Here is a 20,175-nt window from a genome sequence, read left to right on the forward strand (position 1 = left end):
TGTCCGGATCTATAGACGCTTTGTCAAATGGATTCTTTTCGCGGTCCGCTCCAATCCCTGATGCAATGGCTCGGTGGCGCAGCAGTTCTGCTGATCTGCGATTTCGCCGGCCGCCAGATCAGCCAGGCGCTCACCCTGCCGGTGCCCGGCTCCGTGGTGGGTATGCTGCTGTTGCTGCTCGGACTGATGCTCTACGGTCGAGTACCGCGGGGGCTGGCAGTGGTCAGCGGGCAGTTGCTGCGCCTGCTGGCACTGCTGTTCCTGCCCGCCGCCGTGGGGGTCTTTTACCTGGAGGGGTTGTCGGTTAACGACTGGCTGGCACTGCTCGCGGCCCTTGTTATCGGCACCCTGATCAGTCTGGTGCTCTGCGCGCTGCTCATGCAAAAGCTGCTCGGCAAAGGTGACGGGGATTCCGCCGATGACTGACTTTCTACTCAGCCCGCTCTTCGCAATGCCCTTAAACCTCTGCGCCTTCCTGCTCGGCCTCGCTCTATACCGCCGCACCAATACAGCGCTATTGCACCCGATTGTCGGCGCCGGACTAATGGTGGCCGCAGTCTTGTGGAGCCTGGATATTCCCTATGATGCATACCGTGAAGCGAGCGGTGTTCTATACGCATTGCTGGGGCCTGCGGTAGTGGCACTGGCGGTGCCGGTAAAACAAAATCTGACCGTTGTCCGGCAGGCCGGCTGGCCTCTGGTGGTCACCATTGCGGTGGGCGCGCTGCTGGCTCCGATAATCGCCATGGGAATCGCCCTGATACTCGGTGCCACACAGACAGTACTCATGGCGCTCACCGGTAAGTCCATCACCACACCGATCGCCATGGCCCTGGCGGAAAAAATCCACACCGCCCAGAGCCTCGCCGCAGGCATCGCGGTGTTTACGGGGGTGGTGGGCGCAGTGGCCGGACCGCCTCTGCTAAACCGACTCAATATTCGCGATCATCGCGTCATTGGTATCGCTCTGGGTATCAACGCCCACGCGGTCGGCACCGCCCGCGCGCTGGAAATCAGCGCACTCTGTGGAGCCTTTGCCGCCCTTGCCATGGGCCTCTGCGGGGCTCTGACCGCCATGGTACTGCCACTGCTGCTGTCTTCCTGACTGCCCTTACGCGCAGCGACATCGATTTTCAAAGGCATCCTGCATGCGCATTTCAATCCTTTAGCCATTTCTCTCACTGCCGATTTGGCGCGCATTGCGCCTCCAATCTTGCCGCAGGCGGGTGAATCTCCTATCTTGCCAAAGAGGCGTAAATTGCCTGTGAGCACAGAAAGCCTGAGGACCGTTGATTCACTCGCTCCCGGGGTCTAATTGCCCCGCCCCAGGATGGGAAACCCGGGTGATGGAATGCACATCTCGAAGCGCCGGATAAAGGGAAGTACCCACGCGCCTTCTCAGTGTCCATCCCATTGCCTGAGTGCCGGAAACCCATCACGGGGTTTAAGTGAACTAATCAGTTCCCCGGCTTTCATTAACGCAGTAACAGTAACAACAGGAAGCTTGGAGATGTTGGAAAATTGCAAATCAGCGCGGGAGCGTTGGGGCGGTGTGAGCGAGATTATTGATCGCTGGTTGCAGTCACGTCAGTCATTGCTGGTGCGCTTTTGCGGGCTGTCGGAGAAAAAGGATTTTACCGAGGGCGACAGGGAAGTAGAGGACAGTGTGCGCCATCTCTGCCAGCTGTTGGTGGACTACGTATCCGCGGGTCATTTCGAAGTCTACGAACAGCTGATCCGGGAGGGGCAGGCGTTTGGAGACAAACAGGGATTGGAGCAGGCGCGGCAGCTCTACAAGGAAATTGACCAGACCACTGACATCGCCGTGGATTTCAATGATAAGTATCAAGAGACTGACGATTTATCCAGCCTGGTGGAAGACTTGTCACAACTCGGTGAGGCATTGGAGCTCCGCTTCAGCTCCGAAGACCAGATGATTGCACTGTTGCATACAGCGCACAAAAACCAGCTGGCCTGAGAGGGATAAAACACAAAACCAGCCAAGCCATCTGGTTTAATTCCAGCACAGACACAATCAGAAAGGGCGATCCGTGGATCGCCCTTTCTTTTACAGCCTTGCGCTAACAGTTATTCCTGTTCCGCCGCTTTCTCTTCGCCACTGTCTTGTTTCACATTGGCTTTGTGCAGCTCAACCTCGAATATCAGCGTCGCGTTGGGGCCGATCAGGCCGCCGGCGCCACCCGGGCCATAGGCCAGGTCGGAGGGAATATAGAGTTCCCACTTGGCGCCTTCTTTCATCAGTTGCAGCGCCTCAGTCCACCCCTTGATCACACCGTTAACCGGGAACTGCACCGGCTCACCGCGGGCATAGGAACTGTCAAACTCGGTACCGTCTATCAGAGTCCCTTTGTAGTCCACCTCTACAACACTATCCAGAGCCGGAGTATCGCCGCTGCCTTCGGTAATAACCTTGTACTGCAGTCCAGAATCAGTAGTGATCACGCCTTCTTTCTTGGCGTTTTCCTCGAGGAAAGCCTTACCCTCGGCGAGGTTCTTCTCTGCCTGCGCCTTGAACTCGGCTTCCTGCTTAGCCAGCATTTCCTGCTGTTTTGCTTGCATCTTCTCCTGGAATACTGCGACTACCTGCTGCTTGTCTTCGTCGGACAGGCGGGATTCGCGGCCCTTGGCCACATCGTCGAGCGCCATTAACACGACTTGCGGATCCAGCGTTACATCCTGGGATTCCAGGCGCTTGGCCATGTCCTCGGCGATGATGTAGCTGACCTTTTTCTCCTGGGTGTCCAGGGCGACCTCGGCGGCCTGCTTGGGTTCCTGTTTGTTACAGCCGGCCAGTGCGAGGCCCAGGGCAACTGCTGCAGCCAAAGGATATTTGTTCATGAGAGTTGTCTCTTTGTCCATTTTTGCATTTGTGATTCGCGCGCGGCTTGCGGGGCAGAGCCTCATTAAACCAAGCGGCTTCTCACGCAACCCCGGCCCCTGCTGCCCGCCGGGCCCTATGCATATCGCCAGCGCCCAGCAAGTCTAACCTATGGCAAGCCGCGGTGCATACCGACGCAATTCACATATCCGAGGCATCGTCGCTCCCCGATAGTTCCCCATCGAGTTGGCAAAAGTAACCAATACTCCGTTTTTTTCCGCGGCTGCGGCATACATTTTTCAAAAAAAGAGCGCTATTATCGACCTTCCACCGGTTGTTGCCGCGGATGCTCTCCAGTGGTCCGCCGCACCCGCGGCAACCGATCGATGCATTAGTCTGTGATAGCGGTGCCGACCGCACTAACCGCCGGGCGGGTGCACTGCCCGAGTGCACCGAATCGATAATAAACCTCAGGATATTTACTCATGGCTGCCAAACGAAAAGCTGTCAATCCGATCGCCGAGCTGGAAGCACAAATCGCCAAGCTAACCGCTCAACTGGATAAGGCCCGCGTCAAGCAGGTTACCGATGCCGGCAAGGCCGTGCAGAAGGCCCAAAAAGCGCTGGCCGCCGCCAAAGACAAACTCTCCAAGGCGAAGGCCAAACTCGCCGACGCCCGGGCCGCGGCAAAGACGCGCAAAACCGCGGCGGCCCAAAAACGCATCGACACCGCCAAGGCGAAAGTTGACACATTGGCCGACCAGCTGGAACAGGCGAAGGCCGCTCTGGCTGACGCCAAGCTGGCGGAAGCGAGTGCCAAACAGGAACTGAGTGCGGCCAACGCCGTGGCCAAGGCAGCGGCCAAGGTGGAAAAAGCCCTCGCGGGTGGCGCGACCAAACGCAAGGCGCGAGCGAAGACACCCGCCAAAAAGAAAGCGGCCACTAAAACCACAGCCAAAGCCGCGACCGGCGAGACCAAGAAAGCGGACAACGCGAAAACTCCAGCCAAAAAAGCGGCCACCAAAACCACAACCAAGAAAGCCGCGGGCGGCACAACCAAGAAAGCCGCAGCCAAAAAAGCCCCCGCAAAAAGGGCGGTAACCGGGAAAACCGCCACCGCGAAGACAGCGGCGGCGACAACTGCCAAGCCGGAAGAAGTGAAAACCACAGCACCAGTGGAAAAGAAAACGGTGGAAAAAAAGGCTGCAGAGGAAAAACCGACTACAGCAGAGCCTGTCGAGAAAAAAGTGGAAACCGCGCCTGTTCTGGACACGCCACAGGAGAGCCGCCCCCTCGACGCCACCACACAGGTAGACAGCAAGCCGGCCGAAACACCTGCGCCGAGCATCACGCCGGTCACACCGGTCAACAGTCTCTTTAGTCCCGAGCGCTACGGCGACGAGTAAGTGCCGGTGGGAATATCGCTGGTTAATACAGAATCTTCTGATTCATTCGCTTCCTGGCGGTAAAGAGGTTCGAGGCCAGATGAGAAGCTCAGGTGATGGCAGAGACATTGCCAGTGCCCCGAACCAACCACAGTACGCAGGCGAATCAATCAGAGGTTTCACAGCCGCAGAGCCCAACACTTGCGTGTCTGCGCGCACAAACCAGAGGTTCCCTAAACGCGATTCGCCTTATAACTGTCTAACAGGCCCGCCCAGCGGGCCTGTTCTTTTTGCAGCAGACCATATTGCTGCCCCGCCAGCTCCAGCGCCGGCCGGTCTTCCGGCCAGCGCTCCGCGTGCAGTTTCCACAGCGCCGCCAACTGGCGCTGCTCCAGTGTTTGTTCGTAGCGCTTGCAACGCTCATAGAGTCCCAGGCTGTAAGGCCGCAACCGTCCCAGCCAGCGGCGCAACCTGCGCACACTGGCAATGATGCGCCGCCGCGGTGCCAAACTGCGATCAGCCACACGCCAAATCTCCAGTGAGAGCCGTCGGCCACCGGCAGCAGCGTAACTGGCCCAGAGCAACAGACAGACGTCCGCCCCTTTGCGGTCCTGGCAATCCAGTAAAAACTCAGCGACGCCCGCGTGGCCGTAAAAACCCAGGCTGAATTGCCACAAAGGGTTGTTCAACGCACTGCCCGGGGCCGGCGATGGAGCTGTGGATGGTGTCACGTTAGAATCCCCACATTTGTAAATGGTTGGAGAACCTCAGATCAATTCGCTCCCGGGTCCAAGAATACTCTGCGACCATCCAGCAGTCGGGCACCCTTAAACCGATGGAGAACTTACGCGAATTGATCAGAGCACTCCTGCCCCCCGGTTCATATTACAGTCGGCGGAGACCGCCGCCATCGCATGAACCATTTTTAGCACCAGCTGGCACCAAGAGGTGATTTCCCTTGATCAATTTGCAAGGCGTCTCCCTGCAGCGGGGTGGGCGCGAGCTGCTTCAGCATGCGGACTGCCGCATTTTTCCCGGCCACAAAATGGGCATCATCGGCGCCAACGGCTGTGGCAAGTCTACGCTGTTCAAGCTGCTGCTGGGCCAATTGGAAAGCGACAGCGGCCATGTGGAAATACCCGCCGGCTGGCGCATCGCCCACATGGCTCAGGAAGTTGCAGCCAGCGGCCAATCGGCGCTGGACTACGTGCTGGACGGCGACACAGAATTGCGCCGGCTGCAACAGGAACTGCAGCAGGCGGAAATTAGCGGCGACGGGCGCCGTCAGGCTGAGTTGCACGAGCAGCTGGCCGCAATCGACGGCTACTCCGGGCCAGCGCGCGCAGCGCAACTGCTCGACGGCCTCGGCTTTTCCCACGCGGATCAAAGCCGTCCCGTGAACAGTTTTTCCGGTGGCTGGCGCATCCGCCTCAACCTGGGGCGCGCACTGATGTGTCCGGCGGATCTGATGCTACTGGACGAGCCCACCAACCACTTGGATCTGGATGCGACTTTATGGCTTGAGCAATGGCTGCAACGTTTTCCCGGCACCTTGTTGGTCATATCCCACGACCGGGATTTTCTCGATGCGGTGGTGGACGGTATCGTCAGCTTTGAACAACAGAAGCTGGTTCTCTACAACGGCAACTACAGTGCTTTCGAACGCGCCCGTGCCGAGCGCCTGGCACAACAACAGGCTCAGTATGAGAAGCAGCAGGCGGAGCGGGCGCATATGGAAGACTTCGTGCGCCGCTTCCGCGCCAAGGCCAGCAAGGCCAAGCAGGCGCAGAGCCGTCTCAAGGCCCTGGACCGTATGGCCGCTATCGCGCCCGCCCATGTGGACTCCCCCTTCCGTTTCTCGCTGCCGGCGGCGGAAAAAAACTCAAACCCGCTGCTCGACCTGCGCGACGCCGATATCGGTTACGGCGACAATGCCGTTGTGCACAAAGTGCAACTGGGTATTCAACCGGGGCGGCGCATTGGCCTGCTGGGCCCCAATGGTGCCGGCAAATCAACGCTGATCAAAACCCTGGCCGGCGAACTGCCTCCGCTCAGTGGCAGTCGCCTGCAGGGGGAACACCTGGCTATCGGCTATTTCGCCCAGCATCAACTGGAAGCACTGGACGGCGATGCCTCGCCGCTGCTGCACTTACAGCGGCTCACACCGGAGGCGAGCGAACAGTCCCTGCGGGACTTTCTCGGCGGCTACGGTTTTTCCGGGGAGCGAGTATTCGAACGCGTTGCGGGATTTTCCGGTGGCGAGAAAGCGCGCCTGGCGTTGGCGATACTCGCCTGGCAGAAACCCAACCTGCTGCTGTTGGATGAACCCACTAACCACCTCGACCTGGAAATGCGCCACGCCCTGACCCTGGCACTGGCGGAGTTTCCCGGGGCCGTGATCCTGGTATCCCACGACCGGCACCTGCTTGCCAACACAGTGGATGAATTTATCCTGGTCAGCGACGGCAGGGCGACACCCTATGACGGCGACCTGGAAAACTACAAACAATGGCTGCTGGGTTTTAACCGAGACAGGAAAAAACGCGAATCCCGTGCAGCAGAAGTTACCGCAGCTGACAAAACGGCAGACGATAAAAAAGCCCAGCGGCGCGCTGCAGCGGCCCTGCGCGAACAGCTAAAACCGCTCACCAACAGACTCAAAAGCATCGAGCAGCAGATGGCACGTGCAGAAAAGAATCTGGCGGATTTGGAAAACCGGCTCGCCGATGAAAGCCTTTACAGCGGCGGGCAGCAGGAGGAAATTGCGCGCTTGAACCGTGAACAAGCGCAACAACGCAAGAAATTGGAAGACCTAGAGACAGAGTGGTTAGAAATCTCTGAGCAGCTGGAGGCAGCGCGGGCGGAATAGACATACACGCTGATCTTTTCCAGTTACCTATGTCAGCGCTTGGGCGGGCCGTCCGCTCGGCGGCGTACCGTTCTTCTCCAGGAGTGAGTTCATCCGCTAGCGAGCGCAGCCGCTCTCATCTACCGCAATGCCAAAGGGGGTAGCGGGACACTGGTCCAGATAGTTCGGCACACCGTCCCGGTCAAAATCAACGGGGCAACCGTCACCGCCAACCGGAATTCCCGGCGGTGTCTGAGGACAGTGATCCATACTGTCGAAAACACCATCGGCATCCCTGTCGCTCCACCCCAGCGGATACTCGCTCCACTGGTAGCCGATTGCCACACTGACAAAACCGTCCAGCCCGCCTTCTTCAACCCCCTGAAAAGCGCGCGCATCAACCCGCGCCTGCCAGCGCGGACCCAACCGGTATTTGACGCCCAGCCCCAGGTTGACCATCGTCTGGCGATCGTGCCAGTCGTAGGTGTTATCGGCGGAATCATCGAAGTCGACACGGATTTCTCCAGCACCAAAGGCCACATAGGGCTGCCAGCAGAAGTTGCCGCAAAACTGGCCGCCAAACTGATAGAAGAGATCCAGGTGGTAGTTATAGACATCGACCTTTTCATCGATGTCTTTCACATTCACACTGAAATAATCGACTACCCCTTCCATCGCCCAGCGATCGGTGATCATAAATCCGTAACCGACACCGCCACCGGTGGTGTTTTCCAGTTCCAGCCCTTTGAAAGGTGTGCCGTCCAACCGGTCCCCGTCGAACCAATACTTGCCTCCATTCAGATACAAGGTCGCCGTTCCCGCAAGATCCGCCCAGGCCCCCGCACTGCACAGGCAGGACAACAGAAGAACGCTTAAGGGAAATGGAAAGAGCTGGCGGCGTTTTGTCATTGTGTGCTCCGGAAGGTCCTTTTACCGGCGGTCTGATTGAAGATAGCAGACAGCAGAAGTTGTCGGGAACGCGCTGCTATGCTGCAAGGAGTATGGTCGCGGCTGGACTCGCGTACGCCGCGGGAAGCCCGGTAATCGGCCACTCCACCATCCGTGATCATCAATTCCCGACAGGCTATGATCTCGCAACAGGAGTTCTTGCTATGAAAAACGCCCGCTTTCCGGGTCGCAATCTGGCACTGGCTGTCGCCCTGGTCTGCGCTGCGCTCGGCCCTATTCACTTATTTGCGCAGTCTCTCTCCGCCGATGAGGCAAAATCCATTGCCGTGGACGCCTATATCTACGGCTATCCGCTGGTCACTATGGAAATGACCCGGAGGGTCATGACCAATGTCGCCACACCGGAGGGAAGCCGCGCGCCCATGGGGCAATTCGCGCGCCTGCGGGAATATCCCACGGCCGCTTTCCGCGATGTCACCACCCCCAATGCCGACACCCTCTATACCATCGCCTGGATCGATGTGGGCCGAGAACCCTGGATCTTGCAACTGCCCGATACACACGGGCGATACTATTTGTTTCCGATGTTGGACGCTTGGACCAATGTTTTCAAAGCCCCCGGCAAACGCACCACTGGCACAGGCGCACAGACCTATGCCATCACCGGGCCCGGATGGAAGGGCGCACTGCCCGAAGGAATCACCCCCTATGAATCGCCCACCGCCATCGTCTGGCTGCTGGGCCGCATCTATTCCAGCGGCACACCGGAAGACTATGCCAAAGTGCATAAAATACAGGATGAAATATCCATAGTTCCTCTAAGCGCCTACGGCAAAAACTACACACCGCCGCGCGCCCAGGTAAATCCCACTATCGATATGAAGACCCCGGTACGCACCCAGGTCAATCGGATGGGCACCAGCGACTTTTTCAATCTGCTGGCGAAACTGATGAAAGACAATCCTCCAGCCGCCACCGACGCCCCCATGATCGCAAAGATGGCAAAACTCGGGATAACGCCCGGCGAGCCCTTTGCCCTCGACAAGCTTGCCCCGGATATTCAAGAAGCACTGCGGGACGTGCCCAAAGTCGCCTTTGAAAAGATCCTTGCGCACTTCAAATCGGCAGGCAGAGAAATCAACGGTTGGATGGTCACTACCGAGACCGGCCGCTACGGCACCGATTATTTGCAGCGTGCATTTATCACCGCCATGGGACTGGGCGCCAATCTGCCACAGGACGCTGTCTATCCGAGTTCCAGCCAAGACGCAGAGGGCAAACCCTCTCAGGTGCGAACCAATATGTGATGCACTTTGCCAAGGGACAGATGCCGCCGGTCAACGGATTCTGGTCGCTGACCATGTACAACGAACAAAATTTTTTCGTTGACAATCCGCTGCACCGCTACACGCTGAGCCCCCGGGACCGCCTGAAGAAAAACCCGGATGGGTCCCTGGATCTCTATATCCAACATGAAAACCCCGGCCCGGAAAAAGCGTCCAACTGGCTGCCGGCACCGAAGGGTAAATTCAATCTGGTTCTACGCCTTTACTGGCCTGCGGAGAAACCTCCATCAGTTATCGATGGAAGCTGGAATCCGCCACCGGTAAAAAAGGTCAAATAGCTTTATAAAGCAGATCCCAGACGCCGTGGCCAAGACGCTGGCCGCGGCGTTCGAATTTGGTTTCCGGACGAAATGCCGGCCGCTCTGAATAGTTGCCGCTGCCGGCGATATTTTCCAGTTGCGGCTCGGCCTCCAGCACTTCCAGCATATGCTCGGCGTAATTTTCCCAGTCGGTGGCCATATGCAACAGACCCCCTGCCTTCAGCTTGCTGCGAATCAGACGCACGAATTCCGGCTGCACTATGCGTCGCTTGTGATGCTTTTTCTTATGCCAGGGATCGGGGAAATAAAGTTGAAAGCGGTCCAGTAAAGCGTCGCCGATACAGTCGTTCAAGACATCCACCGCATCGGCCATATAGACGCGCAGATTTTCGATGCCGGCTTTGCCGGCGTTGTTGATCAGCCGACCGACGCCAGGTGGGTGCACTTCGATACCGATAAAGTCCTTGTCCGGCTCCGCCGCCGCCATGGCCAGCAGGGAATCCCCCATACCGAAACCGATTTCCAGCACCAGCGGCGCTTCGCGCCCGAATGTCTCTCTCGGATCTAACTGTCCTCCAAACAGAGACAAACCGTATTGGCCCCAGTAATTATCGAACGCCCGCCGTTGCCCCTCGGTCATGCGTCCGGCGCGGATCACATAACTGCGGATGGACTTTTTCTTGTACTCGGTGCGGTAGGGAAAATCGCCCGCGGATTCATCGTGCATTATTCGCGACCTCTACTGCGAATTTTTTCTTGTATTCCGGTTTAACCGGCCCCGGAAAATTTATTTGGAAAAACTCAATGCGGCGACAAACAGCGCCACCCAGCCACCGATCATCATCAACCCGCCCAGCGGCGTGATCGGGCCCAACCAACGAGGACCGCCCAAAGTGAGCCAGTAGAGGCTGCCGGAGAAAAACACAACCCCTATGGTGAAGAGGCCGCCGCTTACGTAAAGTGCTGTTTTTTCATTCCAGTGCTGCAGCAGCAGCGCCACACCAAACAGGGCCAGTGCGTGGATCATCTGGTATTGCACACCGGTTTTATATGCTTCCAGCAGATGCTCCGTCACTTTTCCCCGCAATCCGTGAGCGCCAAAAGCACCGAGTATTACACCGCTTCCACCGAGCAAAGCGGCGATCAGTAAATAGAGCCTTGCCATTGTTTTCCTCGCCTCTTCAACTTCCGGCACAGTTGTAGCGCGGCCATTTGCAGCTGGGCAAGCGGATTTCCTCTGCCGGACCAATAACCAAACAAAAAAACCGCGCTTGCGCGCGGTTTTTTACCGAGATCAGTGCGCTCGCTCAGGCTTCCATGGCCGCGCGCACTTTCTTCATTGCATTTTTTTCCAGCTGGCGGATACGCTCGGCGGAAACACCATATTTATCCGCCAACTCGTGCAGCGTGGCTTTTTCCTCAGACAGCCAGCGCGCCTGGATGATATCGCGGCTGCGATCGTCCAGCTGGTCCATGGCGGCGGCCAGACTGTTGAGGCTGGTCTCCTGCCAGTTGTCCTGCTCCAGCTGCGCGGCCGGATCGTAGCGGCGGTCTTCCAGATAATGAGCCGGCGCCTGCCAGGCGCTGTCTTCGTCATCATCAACACCGGCATCAAAAGCGGCATCGCGGGCGGCCAGGCGACCTTCCATCTCGTGCACCTGGGCTACGTCAACATTCAAATCCTCAGCTACCGCCTTGGCTTCATCATTGGTCAACCAGGCCAGCCTTTTCTTCTGACCACGCAAATTGAAAAACAGTTTGCGCTGAGCCTTGGTGGTGGCAATTTTGACGATGCGCCAGTTGCGCAGGATAAACTCGTGGATCTCTGCCTTGATCCAGTGCACCGCGAAGGATACCAGGCGCACACCCTTTTCCGGATTAAAGCGCTTGACCGCCTTCATCAGGCCGACATTGCCTTCCTGAATCAGGTCTGCCTGGTTCAGTCCGTATCCGGAATAAGACTTGGCGATATGCACTACGAAGCGCAGATGTGACAGCACCAACTGGCGCGCCGCATTCAAATCCTGTCGATAGTACAGATCTTCGGCCAGCCGCTTTTCCTCTTCGGCAGACAGGACTTCAAAGCTGCTGACCGTCTGGATATAGGCGTTGAGGTTGGCACCCGGAGACAGCATATCTACTGGCTGCAGGCTGGTTCCCATTCAGATCTCTCCTCTCGTATCTCACGTGCCGGATCTACCGGCGGCACCGCCCGTTCTGGCGGCGAATCAGGGTCAGTGTAGCACTTGCGCAAGTGGATAAGGAAGTCCGCAGGCAAGTGCCGCCATCGACCCAAAGCCGTGTCATTAGACGACTTATCCACAGGTGAGTTCCACGTCAGCAGTGCTTCAGCAGCCATTTGCTGACGAAACTCCTGATCAACGAATCAGCGCGGCTCTATGGCCTGGATGTGCCGCGCCACCGCCAACCAGGCCCCGGTCAGACCGAGCAGGGCAGCGCCGACTGTCAGCCCTAACAAGTAGCGGTAGCCAGGCCCCTGCAAGGTGTAGCCGCTGCCGTAGGTTGAGGAAAGTCCAGCCACCGGGCCGGAGAGAAGCGCAACCGCGACAGCCACCAGCAGCCAGGCCAACAGACCGCCGAAAAAGCCGTAGCAGAGACCGCTGTACAGGAAGGGGCGGCGCACAAAGGCGTCGGTGCCCCCCACCAGTTTGGCTACCAGTATTTCTTCGCGACGGTTCTCTATGTGCAGGCGTATGGTATTGACCACCACCAGGACAACACCCAGCGCGAGCAGTGCGGCCAGGCCGGCGGACAGGCGCCGCCCCAGCTCGGTCAGCCGCGCCAGGCGCTGTACCCAGGCCATATCCAGCACCACCGCGTCGACCAGAGCACTTTCGCGCAGACGCTCTGCCAAAGCCTCCAAGGATTCGGCCTCTGTGTCACGGGGACGCAGCAGCAGCACCGCTGGCAGAGGGTTGCTGTCCAGACCAGCGAGGGCATCACCGAGACCGGCGGCCTGCTGAAATTCAAGCAGCGCTTCTTCGGGAGAAATATAAGTGACCTCTGCCACATCGAGTTCGGCGCGCAGCGTATCGGCAAAGGCTTCCGCCCGGTCCTCGGTGATATCCATGTGCAGGAATACCGAGATCTGTGGCTGCCCGTCCCAACCGGCCACGGCGCGCTGGAAGTTGGCCAGCCCCAGCTGCAACGCCGCCGGCAGGGCCAGGGCAATGGCGATCACCAGGGCGGTCATGCCGCTGGCTATGGGGGTAGCAAAAAAACGCCGCAGGGATTCGACAGCCATCTCCCGGTGGTGACCGAGCCAGCTGTGCCAGCGATCGCCCATACCGGTGCGCGCCGTCACCGCCCCTGTGGGCCGCTGCGGCTTCGCTTCCGTCGCCACGCGTTGGGATTTGCGCGATATCTGCGGTGACTTCTTATAGGGCGGCTGCTTCACGACTGGGAACTCCATCGTAGATCAACTGGCCCGCTTGCAGGGTGAGCACCCGGCGCTTCATGCGCGCAATCAGCTCCAGGTCGTGGCTGGCCACCAGCACAGTGACGCCAACGGCATTGAAGTCGGCAAACAGCTGCATAATCTCCGCCGATAGCTGCGGGTCCAGGTTTCCGGTGGGCTCATCCGCCACCAGTATCGCCGGCTTATTCACTACCGCACGGGCGATACCGACCCGCTGCTGCTCGCCGCCAGACAGCACTATCGGATTCTGCTTTTCCTTGTGCAACAACCCCACCTTGTCCAGCGCCGCACGCACCCGGCGACCCAGCTCTCGCCGGCTGCAGCCGGCCACCTGCAGCGGCAGGGCCACGTTGTCGAAAACGCTGCGGTCAAACAACAGCTGGTGATTCTGAAAGACGATGCCGAGGTTGCGGCGGAAGTAGGGAATCTGCCCCCGGCGCAGCCGGTTTAGATTCTGTCCGGCCACCAGGATGCTGCCGCGGGTCGGGCGCTCTATCGCGGTGAGCAGCTTCAGCAGCGTACTTTTACCCGCGCCCGAGTGCCCTGTGAGAAACACCATGTCGCCGCGCTCGATTTCCAGGCTGACGCGCATCAGGGCATCCTGACCGGACTCATAGCGCTTACTGACATTGTCGAAGGTGATCATCGGGAAGTTATTCTTCTATTCACTGCCGCCGTATCCGCCAACCGGCGGGATCAGTTCGCTTCGCGACCGAAAAGCGCGGCGACAAATTCTTTCGCGGCAAACGGCTGTAGATCTTCGGCCTGCTCGCCGACGCCGATAAAGCGTACCGGAATCCCGAACTTGCGTGCCAGGGCAAAGATCACACCGCCCTTGGCGGTGCCGTCCAACTTCGTCAGCACCAGGCCGGTGACACCGGCCGCGTCGCGGAACTGTTGGGCCTGGCTGATGGCATTCTGGCCGGTACCGGCATCCAGCACCAGCAGTACTTCGTGCGGGGCGCTGGCGTCCAGCTTGCCCATTACCCGGCGCACCTTGGCAAGCTCTTCCATCAAATTGGACTTGGTGTGCAGGCGCCCGGCGGTATCGGCAATCACCACATCAATCCCCTTGGCGCGCGCCGATTGCACCGCATCGTAGATAACCGAGGCGCTGTCGGCACCGGTGTGCTGAGCCACTACCGGTACATTGTGGCGCTCCCCCCAGACCTGCAGCTGCTCCACCGCAGCGGCGCGGAAGGTATCGCCCGCGGCCAGCATCACTGACCTGCCTTCCCTCAGGTAGCGGTGGGCCAGCTTGCCGATGGTCGTGGTCTTGCCAACACCGTTGACGCCCACTACCAGGATCACAAAAGGCTTCTTGGACGTATCGACCACCAGTGGCGCCTCCACTGTATCCAGCAGCTCACCCAGCTCTTCCTGCAGGGCGCGGTAGAGCGCATCGCCATCCGCCAGTTCGCGCCGGGAAACCCGCTCGGTAAGGCGGTCGACAATTTCACCAGTGGCCTCGACACCCACATCCGCCACCAGCAGTTGGGTTTCCAGCTCTTCCAGCAGTTCCTCGTCTATCTCTTTAGCGCCGAGGAAGAGGTTGCCCATGCCCTCGGCAAACTGACTGCTGGTGCGGCTGAGGCCGCGGCGGATTCGGGCGAAGAAGCCCTCTTTTTTGGGCGCAGGCTCAGCGGCCTCGCGCGGCGCTTCGGGCTGCTCAGCTTTTGGAGTAGAGGCATCCCCCGCTGACTCCGGGGGCTCCGGCGCCGTCTGGGACTCCACTGTTTCATCGGGTTTGGGCTTCTTTTTGCGCAGGAAATCAAAGATCATCGGTGAGTCCGGGTGTACCGCTTGCAGAAAGGCGCTAATCTTAGCACCGCTTCCGAGAATTCAAGAGGTATCCCTTGGCCAAATCCCGCCCGGCAAAAGTTTCCCTCTCCCAGCTGCGCATCATCGGTGGCCGCTGGCGGGGACGAAAACTGCAGTTTGCGCCACTCGAAGGGCTTCGGCCGACTGGCGACCGCCTGCGCGAAACTCTGTTCAACTGGCTCCAGTTCTACCTGCCCGGTGCCCGCTGCCTAGACCTCTTTGCCGGTTCCGGCGCCCTGGGGCTGGAGGCCCTGTCCCGCGGCGCCTCCGAGGTGGACTTCGTAGAACTGAATCCCGACGCGGCGCGAATGCTAAAGCAACAACTCGCCCTGCTTGAGGCGGACAACGCCCGTGTACACCAGGACAGTGCAGCCGCGTTCCTCGCCCGACCCGCCGCCAGCTACGATATCGTTTTCGTGGACCCGCCCTTCGCCGGCGACCTCTGGCAGCAAACCCTGGCCGCGCTGGCACCGCACCTGGCCGAAGGGGCCCTGATCTATGTGGAGACGCCCCGCGACAAGGCGCTGTCCCTAACCGAAGACTGGCGGATAGAAAAGGAGAAACGGGCAGGGCAGGTGTGCATGCGGCTATTGTCCCACTGACGCCCAATTTTGAGCCTGCGGAGCAAATTGTTTACCATGCGCGTCCTATTTCGGCCCGCACAGAGCCTCGACGTATGAAAAAAGTCGTCTATCCCGGAACCTTTGACCCCATTACCAACGGCCATTTGGACTTGGTGGAGCGGGCCTGCCGTCTATTCGACCATGTGATCGTCGCAGTGGCGGCCAGCCCGCGCAAGAATCCACTCTTCACCCTGGACGAGCGGGTCGAATTGGCCCAACAGGTACTCGGACACCTGCCCAATGTGGAGGTCATCGGCTTCGATATCCTGCTCGCCGATCTGGTGCGGCAGGTGGACGCCTACGGCATTCTGCGGGGACTGCGCGCCGTGTCCGATTTCGAGTACGAGTTCCAGCTGGCCAATATGAACCGCCAGCTGGCGCCGCAGATGGAAAGCCTGTTTCTGACTCCGGCAGAGCACCTGTCTTACATCTCCTCTTCTCTCGTGCGCGAGATCGCCTCCCTCGGTGGCAACGTCACCAAGTTTGTGCCGCCGCCAGTGGAGAAAGCCCTGGAGAACAAGTTCCGTCAGTAACGCGGTCGGGCTTTTGGCGCTTTCTGTTACACTCGTGCGGATTTTCCACAATCCGCGGAGTGTTTTGTGCGTTACCTGACTCTCGCCCTGCTCATTCTTTCCATTAACGTCACCGCCGCGCCCACCCGCAGCGACACATCCACGGCGGAAATCCAGCCGGAAATCGCGACCGGCCGCGGCGAGATCAAGTCCGCCACAGCGGAAAAATACATGGCGGTCACCGCCAACCCCCACGCCAGCCGCGCCGCCGCGGAAATACTCGCAAAAGGCGGCACGGCCGTGGATGCGGCCATCGCCGCGCAGCTGGTGCTGGGCCTGGTGGAACCCCAGTCCTCCGGCATCGGCGGCGGGGCGTTTATGCTGAGTTACCGGGCGGATAAAAAGGCGCTTCAGTACTACGACGGCCGCGAAACCGCGCCGGCGGCAGTGGACGAAAACTATTTTATGGAAGGGGCAAAACCCCGCGGTTTTCTTGAGGCTGTGATCGGCGGTTATTCGGTGGGCGTCCCGGGTGTGATGCGTCTGCTGGAACTGGCCCATACGCGCGACGGCAAGCTCCCGTGGAAAACCCTCTTCCAACCGGCAATAGCACTGGCAGAATCCGGTTTCGAAGTCTCTCCGCGCCTGCACCAACTGCTGGAAAAAATGCCTCAGGTCGCCGTACGTCCGGCCATAGCCTCTTACTTTTTCGATAAAAACGGCGAGCCACTGCCGGTGGGTTACCCACTGCGCAATCCGCAGTACGCCAAAACGCTGCGCCTCCTCGCCGATAAAGGTGCCGACGCCTTTTACGAGGGCGAAATCGCCGAGGCCATCGTACGTGCAGTGGCGGAAGATCCGGTCAACCCGGGCCTGCTTACGGCCGAGGACTTGGCCGCATACCGGGCCAAGGTGCGCGCCCCCTTGTGCTCAGATTTTCTCGAGTACAAGGTTTGCGGCGCCGACGCCCCTTCCTCCGGCGGCACTACAGTGGGTGCCCTCCTCGGAATGCTCGATCAATTCCCGTTACAAAACTATCGAGTCGGCGATGCGGAATTGATTCATCTGTTCGTGGAGGCATCGGAGCTGGCGTTTGCTGACCGGAACACCTATTTGGCAGATGCGGATTTTATTACCGTCCCCAGCCGTCCGCTGGTGGCGTCCGGCTATCTGGCCGAACGCGCCAAGCTGATAGACTTTGAGGCGGCCACCGTGGCAATGCCCGGCAACCCGGTTTCCTTTAGCCGCAAACGGCGTACAGCGAGTTCCCCGGAACTGCCCAATACCAGTCATTTGGTGATAGTGGACCGTTACGGCAACGGCGTCAGTATGACCACCAGTATCGAAACCGGTTTTGGATCGCGGCTGATGGTGAAAGGCTTTTTACTCAACAACCAGCTAACCGATTTCTCCTTTACGCCCAGGAATGCAGACGGCGCCCTGGTGGCCAACCGTATCCAGCCCGGCAAGCGACCGCGCTCGTCCATGTCTCCGACCATCGTATTTAACGAAGACGGCAGTATGCGCCTGCTGGTGGGATCTCCTGGCGGCTCGCGGATTATCGACTACACCGCGCGTACCATCCTTTACCACCTGGGGCTGGAAATGCCGATCGCCGAGGCCATTGCTGCCGGCAATATCGGGGCCATCGGCAGGCGCGTGGAATTGGAGCCCGGTTTTTTCAGTGAAGACACGGTAGGAAAACTGAAGAGACTCGGACACCAGGTAGTCTTGCGCGATCTCAACAGCGGTATTCACGCAATTGCTCTTAAGGACGGCAAGCTGATCGGGGGTGCCGACCCGCGGCGCGAGGGCAGTGCACTCGGCAAGTAGAGGAGCCACCACGCGCGCCTGTTTCCAGCTTTTGTGCGAACCAGCCTGGGTCTTTAGGGAACCTCTGATTAATTCGCGTGAACGCTTTGGCTAGTTCCGTGGCGCTCAGGCAATAGGATGGCCATTTCGAAAACGCACGAGTACTTCCCTGTAGCTCCGACGGATACATCCCTGTATCCGACGGTTTCGAAATGGCCATCCTATCACCTGAGCTTCTCATCTAGCGCCAAAGAATTTTTACCGTCAGGAAGCGAATTAATCAGAGGTTCCTTAGCGCCGTGTCACCAATCGGCTGCAGGGGGCATCAGCAATCTCCCGCTCACTGCGTGTCGGCTGGATTCCTCTGGGTATTGTTGGACTCAGGCTGGGCGTCAGAGGAGCGGGGAATAATTTTTTCCAGTAGCGCCACGGCACTCCTGCCCCTCAGTACCCCAATAGCGAGGCCGTTTTCGTCCTTCTCGATTACACCGCCCTCGGGGTTGGGGGTATCGCTGTTAATTCCCGCTGCCGCAAGGCCTTCGGAATTGGTCCAGATGCTCATGTGGTCGCGGGAAATCAACACTATGGGCACAAAGTCGCTGACTTGGTCCAACAGTGCTTTGTGCGGCCGCGCCGTACCGAAAGCAGCGGCGTCCCACCCCTTGCCCACGATGACCTGCAAGTCCGGGTTGTCGCGCATAAAGTCTGCCACCGCCCGCACATAGTCCTCGGGGCTGCGCCCAGCGCGCAGATCCACCGCCCGCTCGACACCGGGCAGTTCCAGCGGCCGTTCCTGCAACTGCCCGCTTGGCAATTCAGCAACGGGGTCACCACCTTCATCTGCCGGTGGCTCGGGGCGGCCACACGCGACGAGCAGTGCGGCGGCACAGATCAGCCAGACAGGTTTCATGGCCCCTCCGCGACTTTTGGCTTTGTGAACAGTATAGAAAGAACGGCGCCAGTACCCGGTGGGTGCACCTCAGCGCTGGCAATTTCTGCAAAAAAAGGTATTGCGCTGGCCGAGCACCATATCGCGCACCGGTCGCCCGCAGCGGGGGCAGGGCAGGCCAGTACGACCGTAGACATTGAGCTCTTGCGCAAAGTAACCGGGTTGGCCGTCGCCGCCGATAAAGTCGCGCAGAGTGGTGCCACCCTGTTCGATGGCCCGCGCCAACACCTGCCGAATGGCATCCGCCAAGCGCTGATAGCGAGCGCGGGAAATGGTGCCGGCAATTCTGTCCGGGCGTATTCCAGCGAGGAAGAGCGACTCACTCGCGTAAATATTGCCAACGCCAACTACGATGCGCCCGTCCATAATCAGGGTCTTCACCGATTGGCGGCGCCCGCGGGAGACTGCAAACAGATAGTCACCACTGAAATTGTCCGACAGGGGTTCCGGCCCGAGGTGGGCGAGAAGCTGGTGGCTGGTGGGGTCCGATTCGGTCCACAGCAGGGCACCAAAGCGGCGCGGGTCCCGGTAGCGGAGGATCAGGCCGCTATCCAGCGCCCAGTCGATATGGTCGTGCTTTTCCGGCGGCACTTCGGCGCCCACCAGCCGCAGACTACCGGACATACCCAGGTGCCAGATGGCGCAGCCGCGCTCCGTGTGCACCAGCAGATACTTGGCGCGGCGTTCCAGGCGCAGAATTTTTGCGCCGACTATGCACTTTTCAAGGCCTTTTTCCACCACCCAGCGCAGTTGGCGCTGCCGCACCTTGACGGAATCTACCCTGTGACCTTCCAGGTGCGGGGCCAGGCCGCGGCGGGTGGTTTCCACTTCGGGTAATTCAGGCATCTACTCGGCCCCCGAAAGCTGCCAACAAAAAAGCCCGGGAAACTCCGGGCTTTTTCACAAACGATTTAAGCAAGGCGATTACTTGATCTTGCCTTCCTTGTAAATCACATGCTTGCGGACAACGGGATCGTATTTCTTGATCTCCATTTTTTCCGGCATGGTGCGCTTGTTCTTGGTGGTGGTGTAGAAGTGGCCGGTGCCGGCACTGCTGTTCAGACGAATCTTCTCACGCATTGTTCTGTCTCCGATCTCTCAGCGGCTCGCCGCCGGTTACACTTTTTCGCCGCGGGCGCGCAGCTCGCTCAGCACGGCATCGATACCTTTTTTATCGATAACGCGCATACCCTTGGCGGAAACCCGCAGCTTCACAAAACGCTTCTCGGATTCCACCCAAAAGCGGTGGCTGTGCAGATTGGGCACAAAGCGGCGCTTGGTACGGTTCTTGGCGTGGGATACATTGTTACCGGTGACCGGGCGCTTACCGGTTACCTGACATACCTTGGACATGTTGGCCTCTTCAAAACTCTCTCGAGCCCGCGTCAGGGGATGCGGGGACATCAAATTCGGGATTCTAATCCGGTTCCTG

23 protein-coding genes are annotated in these 20,175 nt (G+C 59.2%); 10 read left to right on the plus strand and 13 right to left on the minus strand.

Translation table 11 applies throughout. The features are described 5' to 3' along the window. The first annotated feature begins 27 nt into the window (after positions 1–27). The 3 genes from A3224_RS15715 (at position 28) to A3224_RS15725 (ending at position 1,978) form a co-directional block, all read left to right on the plus strand. Complete coding sequence (locus A3224_RS15715; RefSeq protein WP_197463010.1) at positions 28–426, plus strand: CidA/LrgA family protein; 399 nt, start codon at positions 28–30, stop codon at positions 424–426. Next, entirely contained in the window at positions 419–1,105 is a 687-nt protein-coding gene (locus tag A3224_RS15720) for an LrgB family protein (protein ID WP_067156820.1), read from the plus strand. The genes A3224_RS15715 and A3224_RS15720 overlap by 8 nt, the downstream gene beginning before the upstream one ends. A 405-nt stretch (positions 1,106–1,510) precedes the next feature. Then, the gene (locus tag A3224_RS15725) at positions 1,511–1,978 is read left to right on the plus strand and encodes an Rsd/AlgQ family anti-sigma factor (RefSeq protein WP_067156822.1); all 468 of its coding nucleotides are present in this window, start codon (positions 1,511–1,513) and stop codon (positions 1,976–1,978) included. Positions 1,979–2,088: 110 nt separating this feature from the next. Here the strand turns inward: A3224_RS15725 and A3224_RS15730 are convergent, their stop codons facing one another. After that, entirely contained in the window at positions 2,089–2,859 is a 771-nt protein-coding gene (locus A3224_RS15730; RefSeq protein WP_067158168.1) for an FKBP-type peptidyl-prolyl cis-trans isomerase, read from the minus strand. A gap of 465 nt (positions 2,860–3,324) precedes the next feature. Here A3224_RS15730 and A3224_RS15735 point away from each other — a divergent pair, with 465 nt between their 5' ends. After that, positions 3,325–4,245: a hypothetical protein gene (locus A3224_RS15735; RefSeq protein WP_067156825.1), complete on the plus strand. Its 921-nt coding sequence runs from the start codon at positions 3,325–3,327 to the stop codon at positions 4,243–4,245. A 212-nt stretch (positions 4,246–4,457) separates the two neighbouring features. Here the strand turns inward: A3224_RS15735 and A3224_RS15740 are convergent, their stop codons facing one another. Continuing rightward, on the minus strand, positions 4,458–4,955 hold the full coding sequence (locus A3224_RS15740; RefSeq protein ID WP_067156828.1) for a TIGR02444 family protein: 498 nt from the start codon (positions 4,953–4,955) through the stop codon (positions 4,458–4,460). A 227-nt stretch (positions 4,956–5,182) separates the two neighbouring features. Here A3224_RS15740 and A3224_RS15745 point away from each other — a divergent pair, with 227 nt between their 5' ends. Further along, positions 5,183–7,093: an ABC-F family ATP-binding cassette domain-containing protein gene (locus tag A3224_RS15745; protein WP_067156830.1), complete on the plus strand. Its 1,911-nt coding sequence runs from the start codon at positions 5,183–5,185 to the stop codon at positions 7,091–7,093. A 96-nt stretch (positions 7,094–7,189) separates the two neighbouring features. On the opposite strand, the gene A3224_RS15750 is transcribed toward A3224_RS15745, so the two are convergent. After that, positions 7,190–7,981, minus strand: a complete 792-nt coding sequence (locus tag A3224_RS15750; protein ID WP_067156832.1) for an outer membrane beta-barrel protein — start codon at positions 7,979–7,981, stop codon at positions 7,190–7,192. A gap of 203 nt (positions 7,982–8,184) precedes the next feature. Here A3224_RS15750 and A3224_RS15755 point away from each other — a divergent pair, with 203 nt between their 5' ends. Together A3224_RS15755 and A3224_RS17185 are read left to right on the plus strand one after the other, a co-directional pair. Beyond that, positions 8,185–9,288, plus strand: a complete 1,104-nt coding sequence (locus tag A3224_RS15755; RefSeq protein WP_197463011.1) for a DUF1254 domain-containing protein — start codon at positions 8,185–8,187, stop codon at positions 9,286–9,288. After that, positions 9,288–9,605 (plus strand): DUF1214 domain-containing protein, encoded by a 318-nt coding sequence (locus A3224_RS17185; protein ID WP_231902414.1) that lies wholly within the window; start codon positions 9,288–9,290, stop codon positions 9,603–9,605. The genes A3224_RS15755 and A3224_RS17185 overlap by 1 nt, the downstream gene beginning before the upstream one ends. On the opposite strand, the gene trmB is transcribed toward A3224_RS17185, so the two are convergent. The 6 genes from trmB to ftsY form a co-directional block, all read right to left on the minus strand. Further along, entirely contained in the window at positions 9,598–10,314 is a 717-nt protein-coding gene (gene trmB / locus A3224_RS15760) for a tRNA (guanosine(46)-N7)-methyltransferase TrmB (RefSeq protein ID WP_067156834.1), read from the minus strand. The genes A3224_RS17185 and trmB overlap by 8 nt on opposite strands. A 60-nt stretch (positions 10,315–10,374) precedes the next feature. Further along, a complete protein-coding gene (locus A3224_RS15765) occupies positions 10,375–10,752 on the minus strand; it encodes a DUF423 domain-containing protein (protein WP_067156836.1) in 378 nt (125 codons plus the stop codon). A 142-nt stretch (positions 10,753–10,894) separates the two neighbouring features. Further along, positions 10,895–11,749 (minus strand): RNA polymerase sigma factor RpoH, encoded by an 855-nt coding sequence (gene rpoH, locus A3224_RS15770; protein WP_067156839.1) that lies wholly within the window; start codon positions 11,747–11,749, stop codon positions 10,895–10,897. A gap of 224 nt (positions 11,750–11,973) precedes the next feature. Next, positions 11,974–13,005 (minus strand): permease-like cell division protein FtsX, encoded by a 1,032-nt coding sequence (gene ftsX, locus A3224_RS15775; protein WP_231902415.1) that lies wholly within the window; start codon positions 13,003–13,005, stop codon positions 11,974–11,976. Beyond that, positions 12,986–13,672: a cell division ATP-binding protein FtsE gene (ftsE, locus tag A3224_RS15780; protein WP_067156841.1), complete on the minus strand. Its 687-nt coding sequence runs from the start codon at positions 13,670–13,672 to the stop codon at positions 12,986–12,988. The genes ftsX and ftsE overlap by 20 nt, the downstream gene beginning before the upstream one ends. 50 nt (positions 13,673–13,722) lie before the next feature. Further along, entirely contained in the window at positions 13,723–14,808 is a 1,086-nt protein-coding gene (ftsY, locus tag A3224_RS15785; RefSeq protein WP_074901695.1) for a signal recognition particle-docking protein FtsY, read from the minus strand. Positions 14,809–14,882: 74 nt separating this feature from the next. Here ftsY and rsmD point away from each other — a divergent pair, with 74 nt between their 5' ends. From rsmD to ggt, 3 genes are all read left to right on the plus strand, one after another. Continuing rightward, entirely contained in the window at positions 14,883–15,449 is a 567-nt protein-coding gene (gene rsmD / locus A3224_RS15790; protein WP_067156851.1) for a 16S rRNA (guanine(966)-N(2))-methyltransferase RsmD, read from the plus strand. A 74-nt stretch (positions 15,450–15,523) separates the two neighbouring features. After that, positions 15,524–16,003, plus strand: coding sequence for a pantetheine-phosphate adenylyltransferase (gene coaD / locus A3224_RS15795; RefSeq protein WP_067156857.1), 480 nt, complete (start codon positions 15,524–15,526; stop codon positions 16,001–16,003). A gap of 66 nt (positions 16,004–16,069) precedes the next feature. After that, positions 16,070–17,815 (plus strand): gamma-glutamyltransferase, encoded by a 1,746-nt coding sequence (ggt, locus tag A3224_RS15800; protein WP_067156858.1) that lies wholly within the window; start codon positions 16,070–16,072, stop codon positions 17,813–17,815. A gap of 319 nt (positions 17,816–18,134) precedes the next feature. Here ggt and A3224_RS15805 read toward each other — a convergent pair whose 3' ends face one another. The 4 genes from A3224_RS15805 to rpmB form a co-directional block, all read right to left on the minus strand. After that, entirely contained in the window at positions 18,135–18,704 is a 570-nt protein-coding gene (locus A3224_RS15805; protein ID WP_067156859.1) for an amidohydrolase family protein, read from the minus strand. 69 nt (positions 18,705–18,773) lie between these two features. Then, positions 18,774–19,589 carry a bifunctional DNA-formamidopyrimidine glycosylase/DNA-(apurinic or apyrimidinic site) lyase gene (gene mutM, locus A3224_RS15810; protein WP_067156862.1) on the minus strand — a complete coding sequence of 272 codons (816 nt, stop codon included), beginning with the start codon at positions 19,587–19,589 and terminating at the stop codon, positions 18,774–18,776. Positions 19,590–19,667: 78 nt separating this feature from the next. Continuing rightward, positions 19,668–19,823 carry a 50S ribosomal protein L33 gene (gene rpmG / locus A3224_RS15815; RefSeq protein ID WP_067156865.1) on the minus strand — a complete coding sequence of 52 codons (156 nt, stop codon included), beginning with the start codon at positions 19,821–19,823 and terminating at the stop codon, positions 19,668–19,670. Positions 19,824–19,859: 36 nt separating this feature from the next. Next, complete coding sequence (gene rpmB / locus A3224_RS15820) at positions 19,860–20,096, minus strand: 50S ribosomal protein L28 (protein ID WP_067158178.1); 237 nt, start codon at positions 20,094–20,096, stop codon at positions 19,860–19,862. Positions 20,097–20,175: the final 79 nt, after the last annotated feature.

It is taken from the genome of Microbulbifer thermotolerans (genome assembly GCF_001617625.1).
Taxonomy (GTDB): Bacteria; Pseudomonadota; Gammaproteobacteria; order Pseudomonadales; family Cellvibrionaceae; genus Microbulbifer; species Microbulbifer thermotolerans.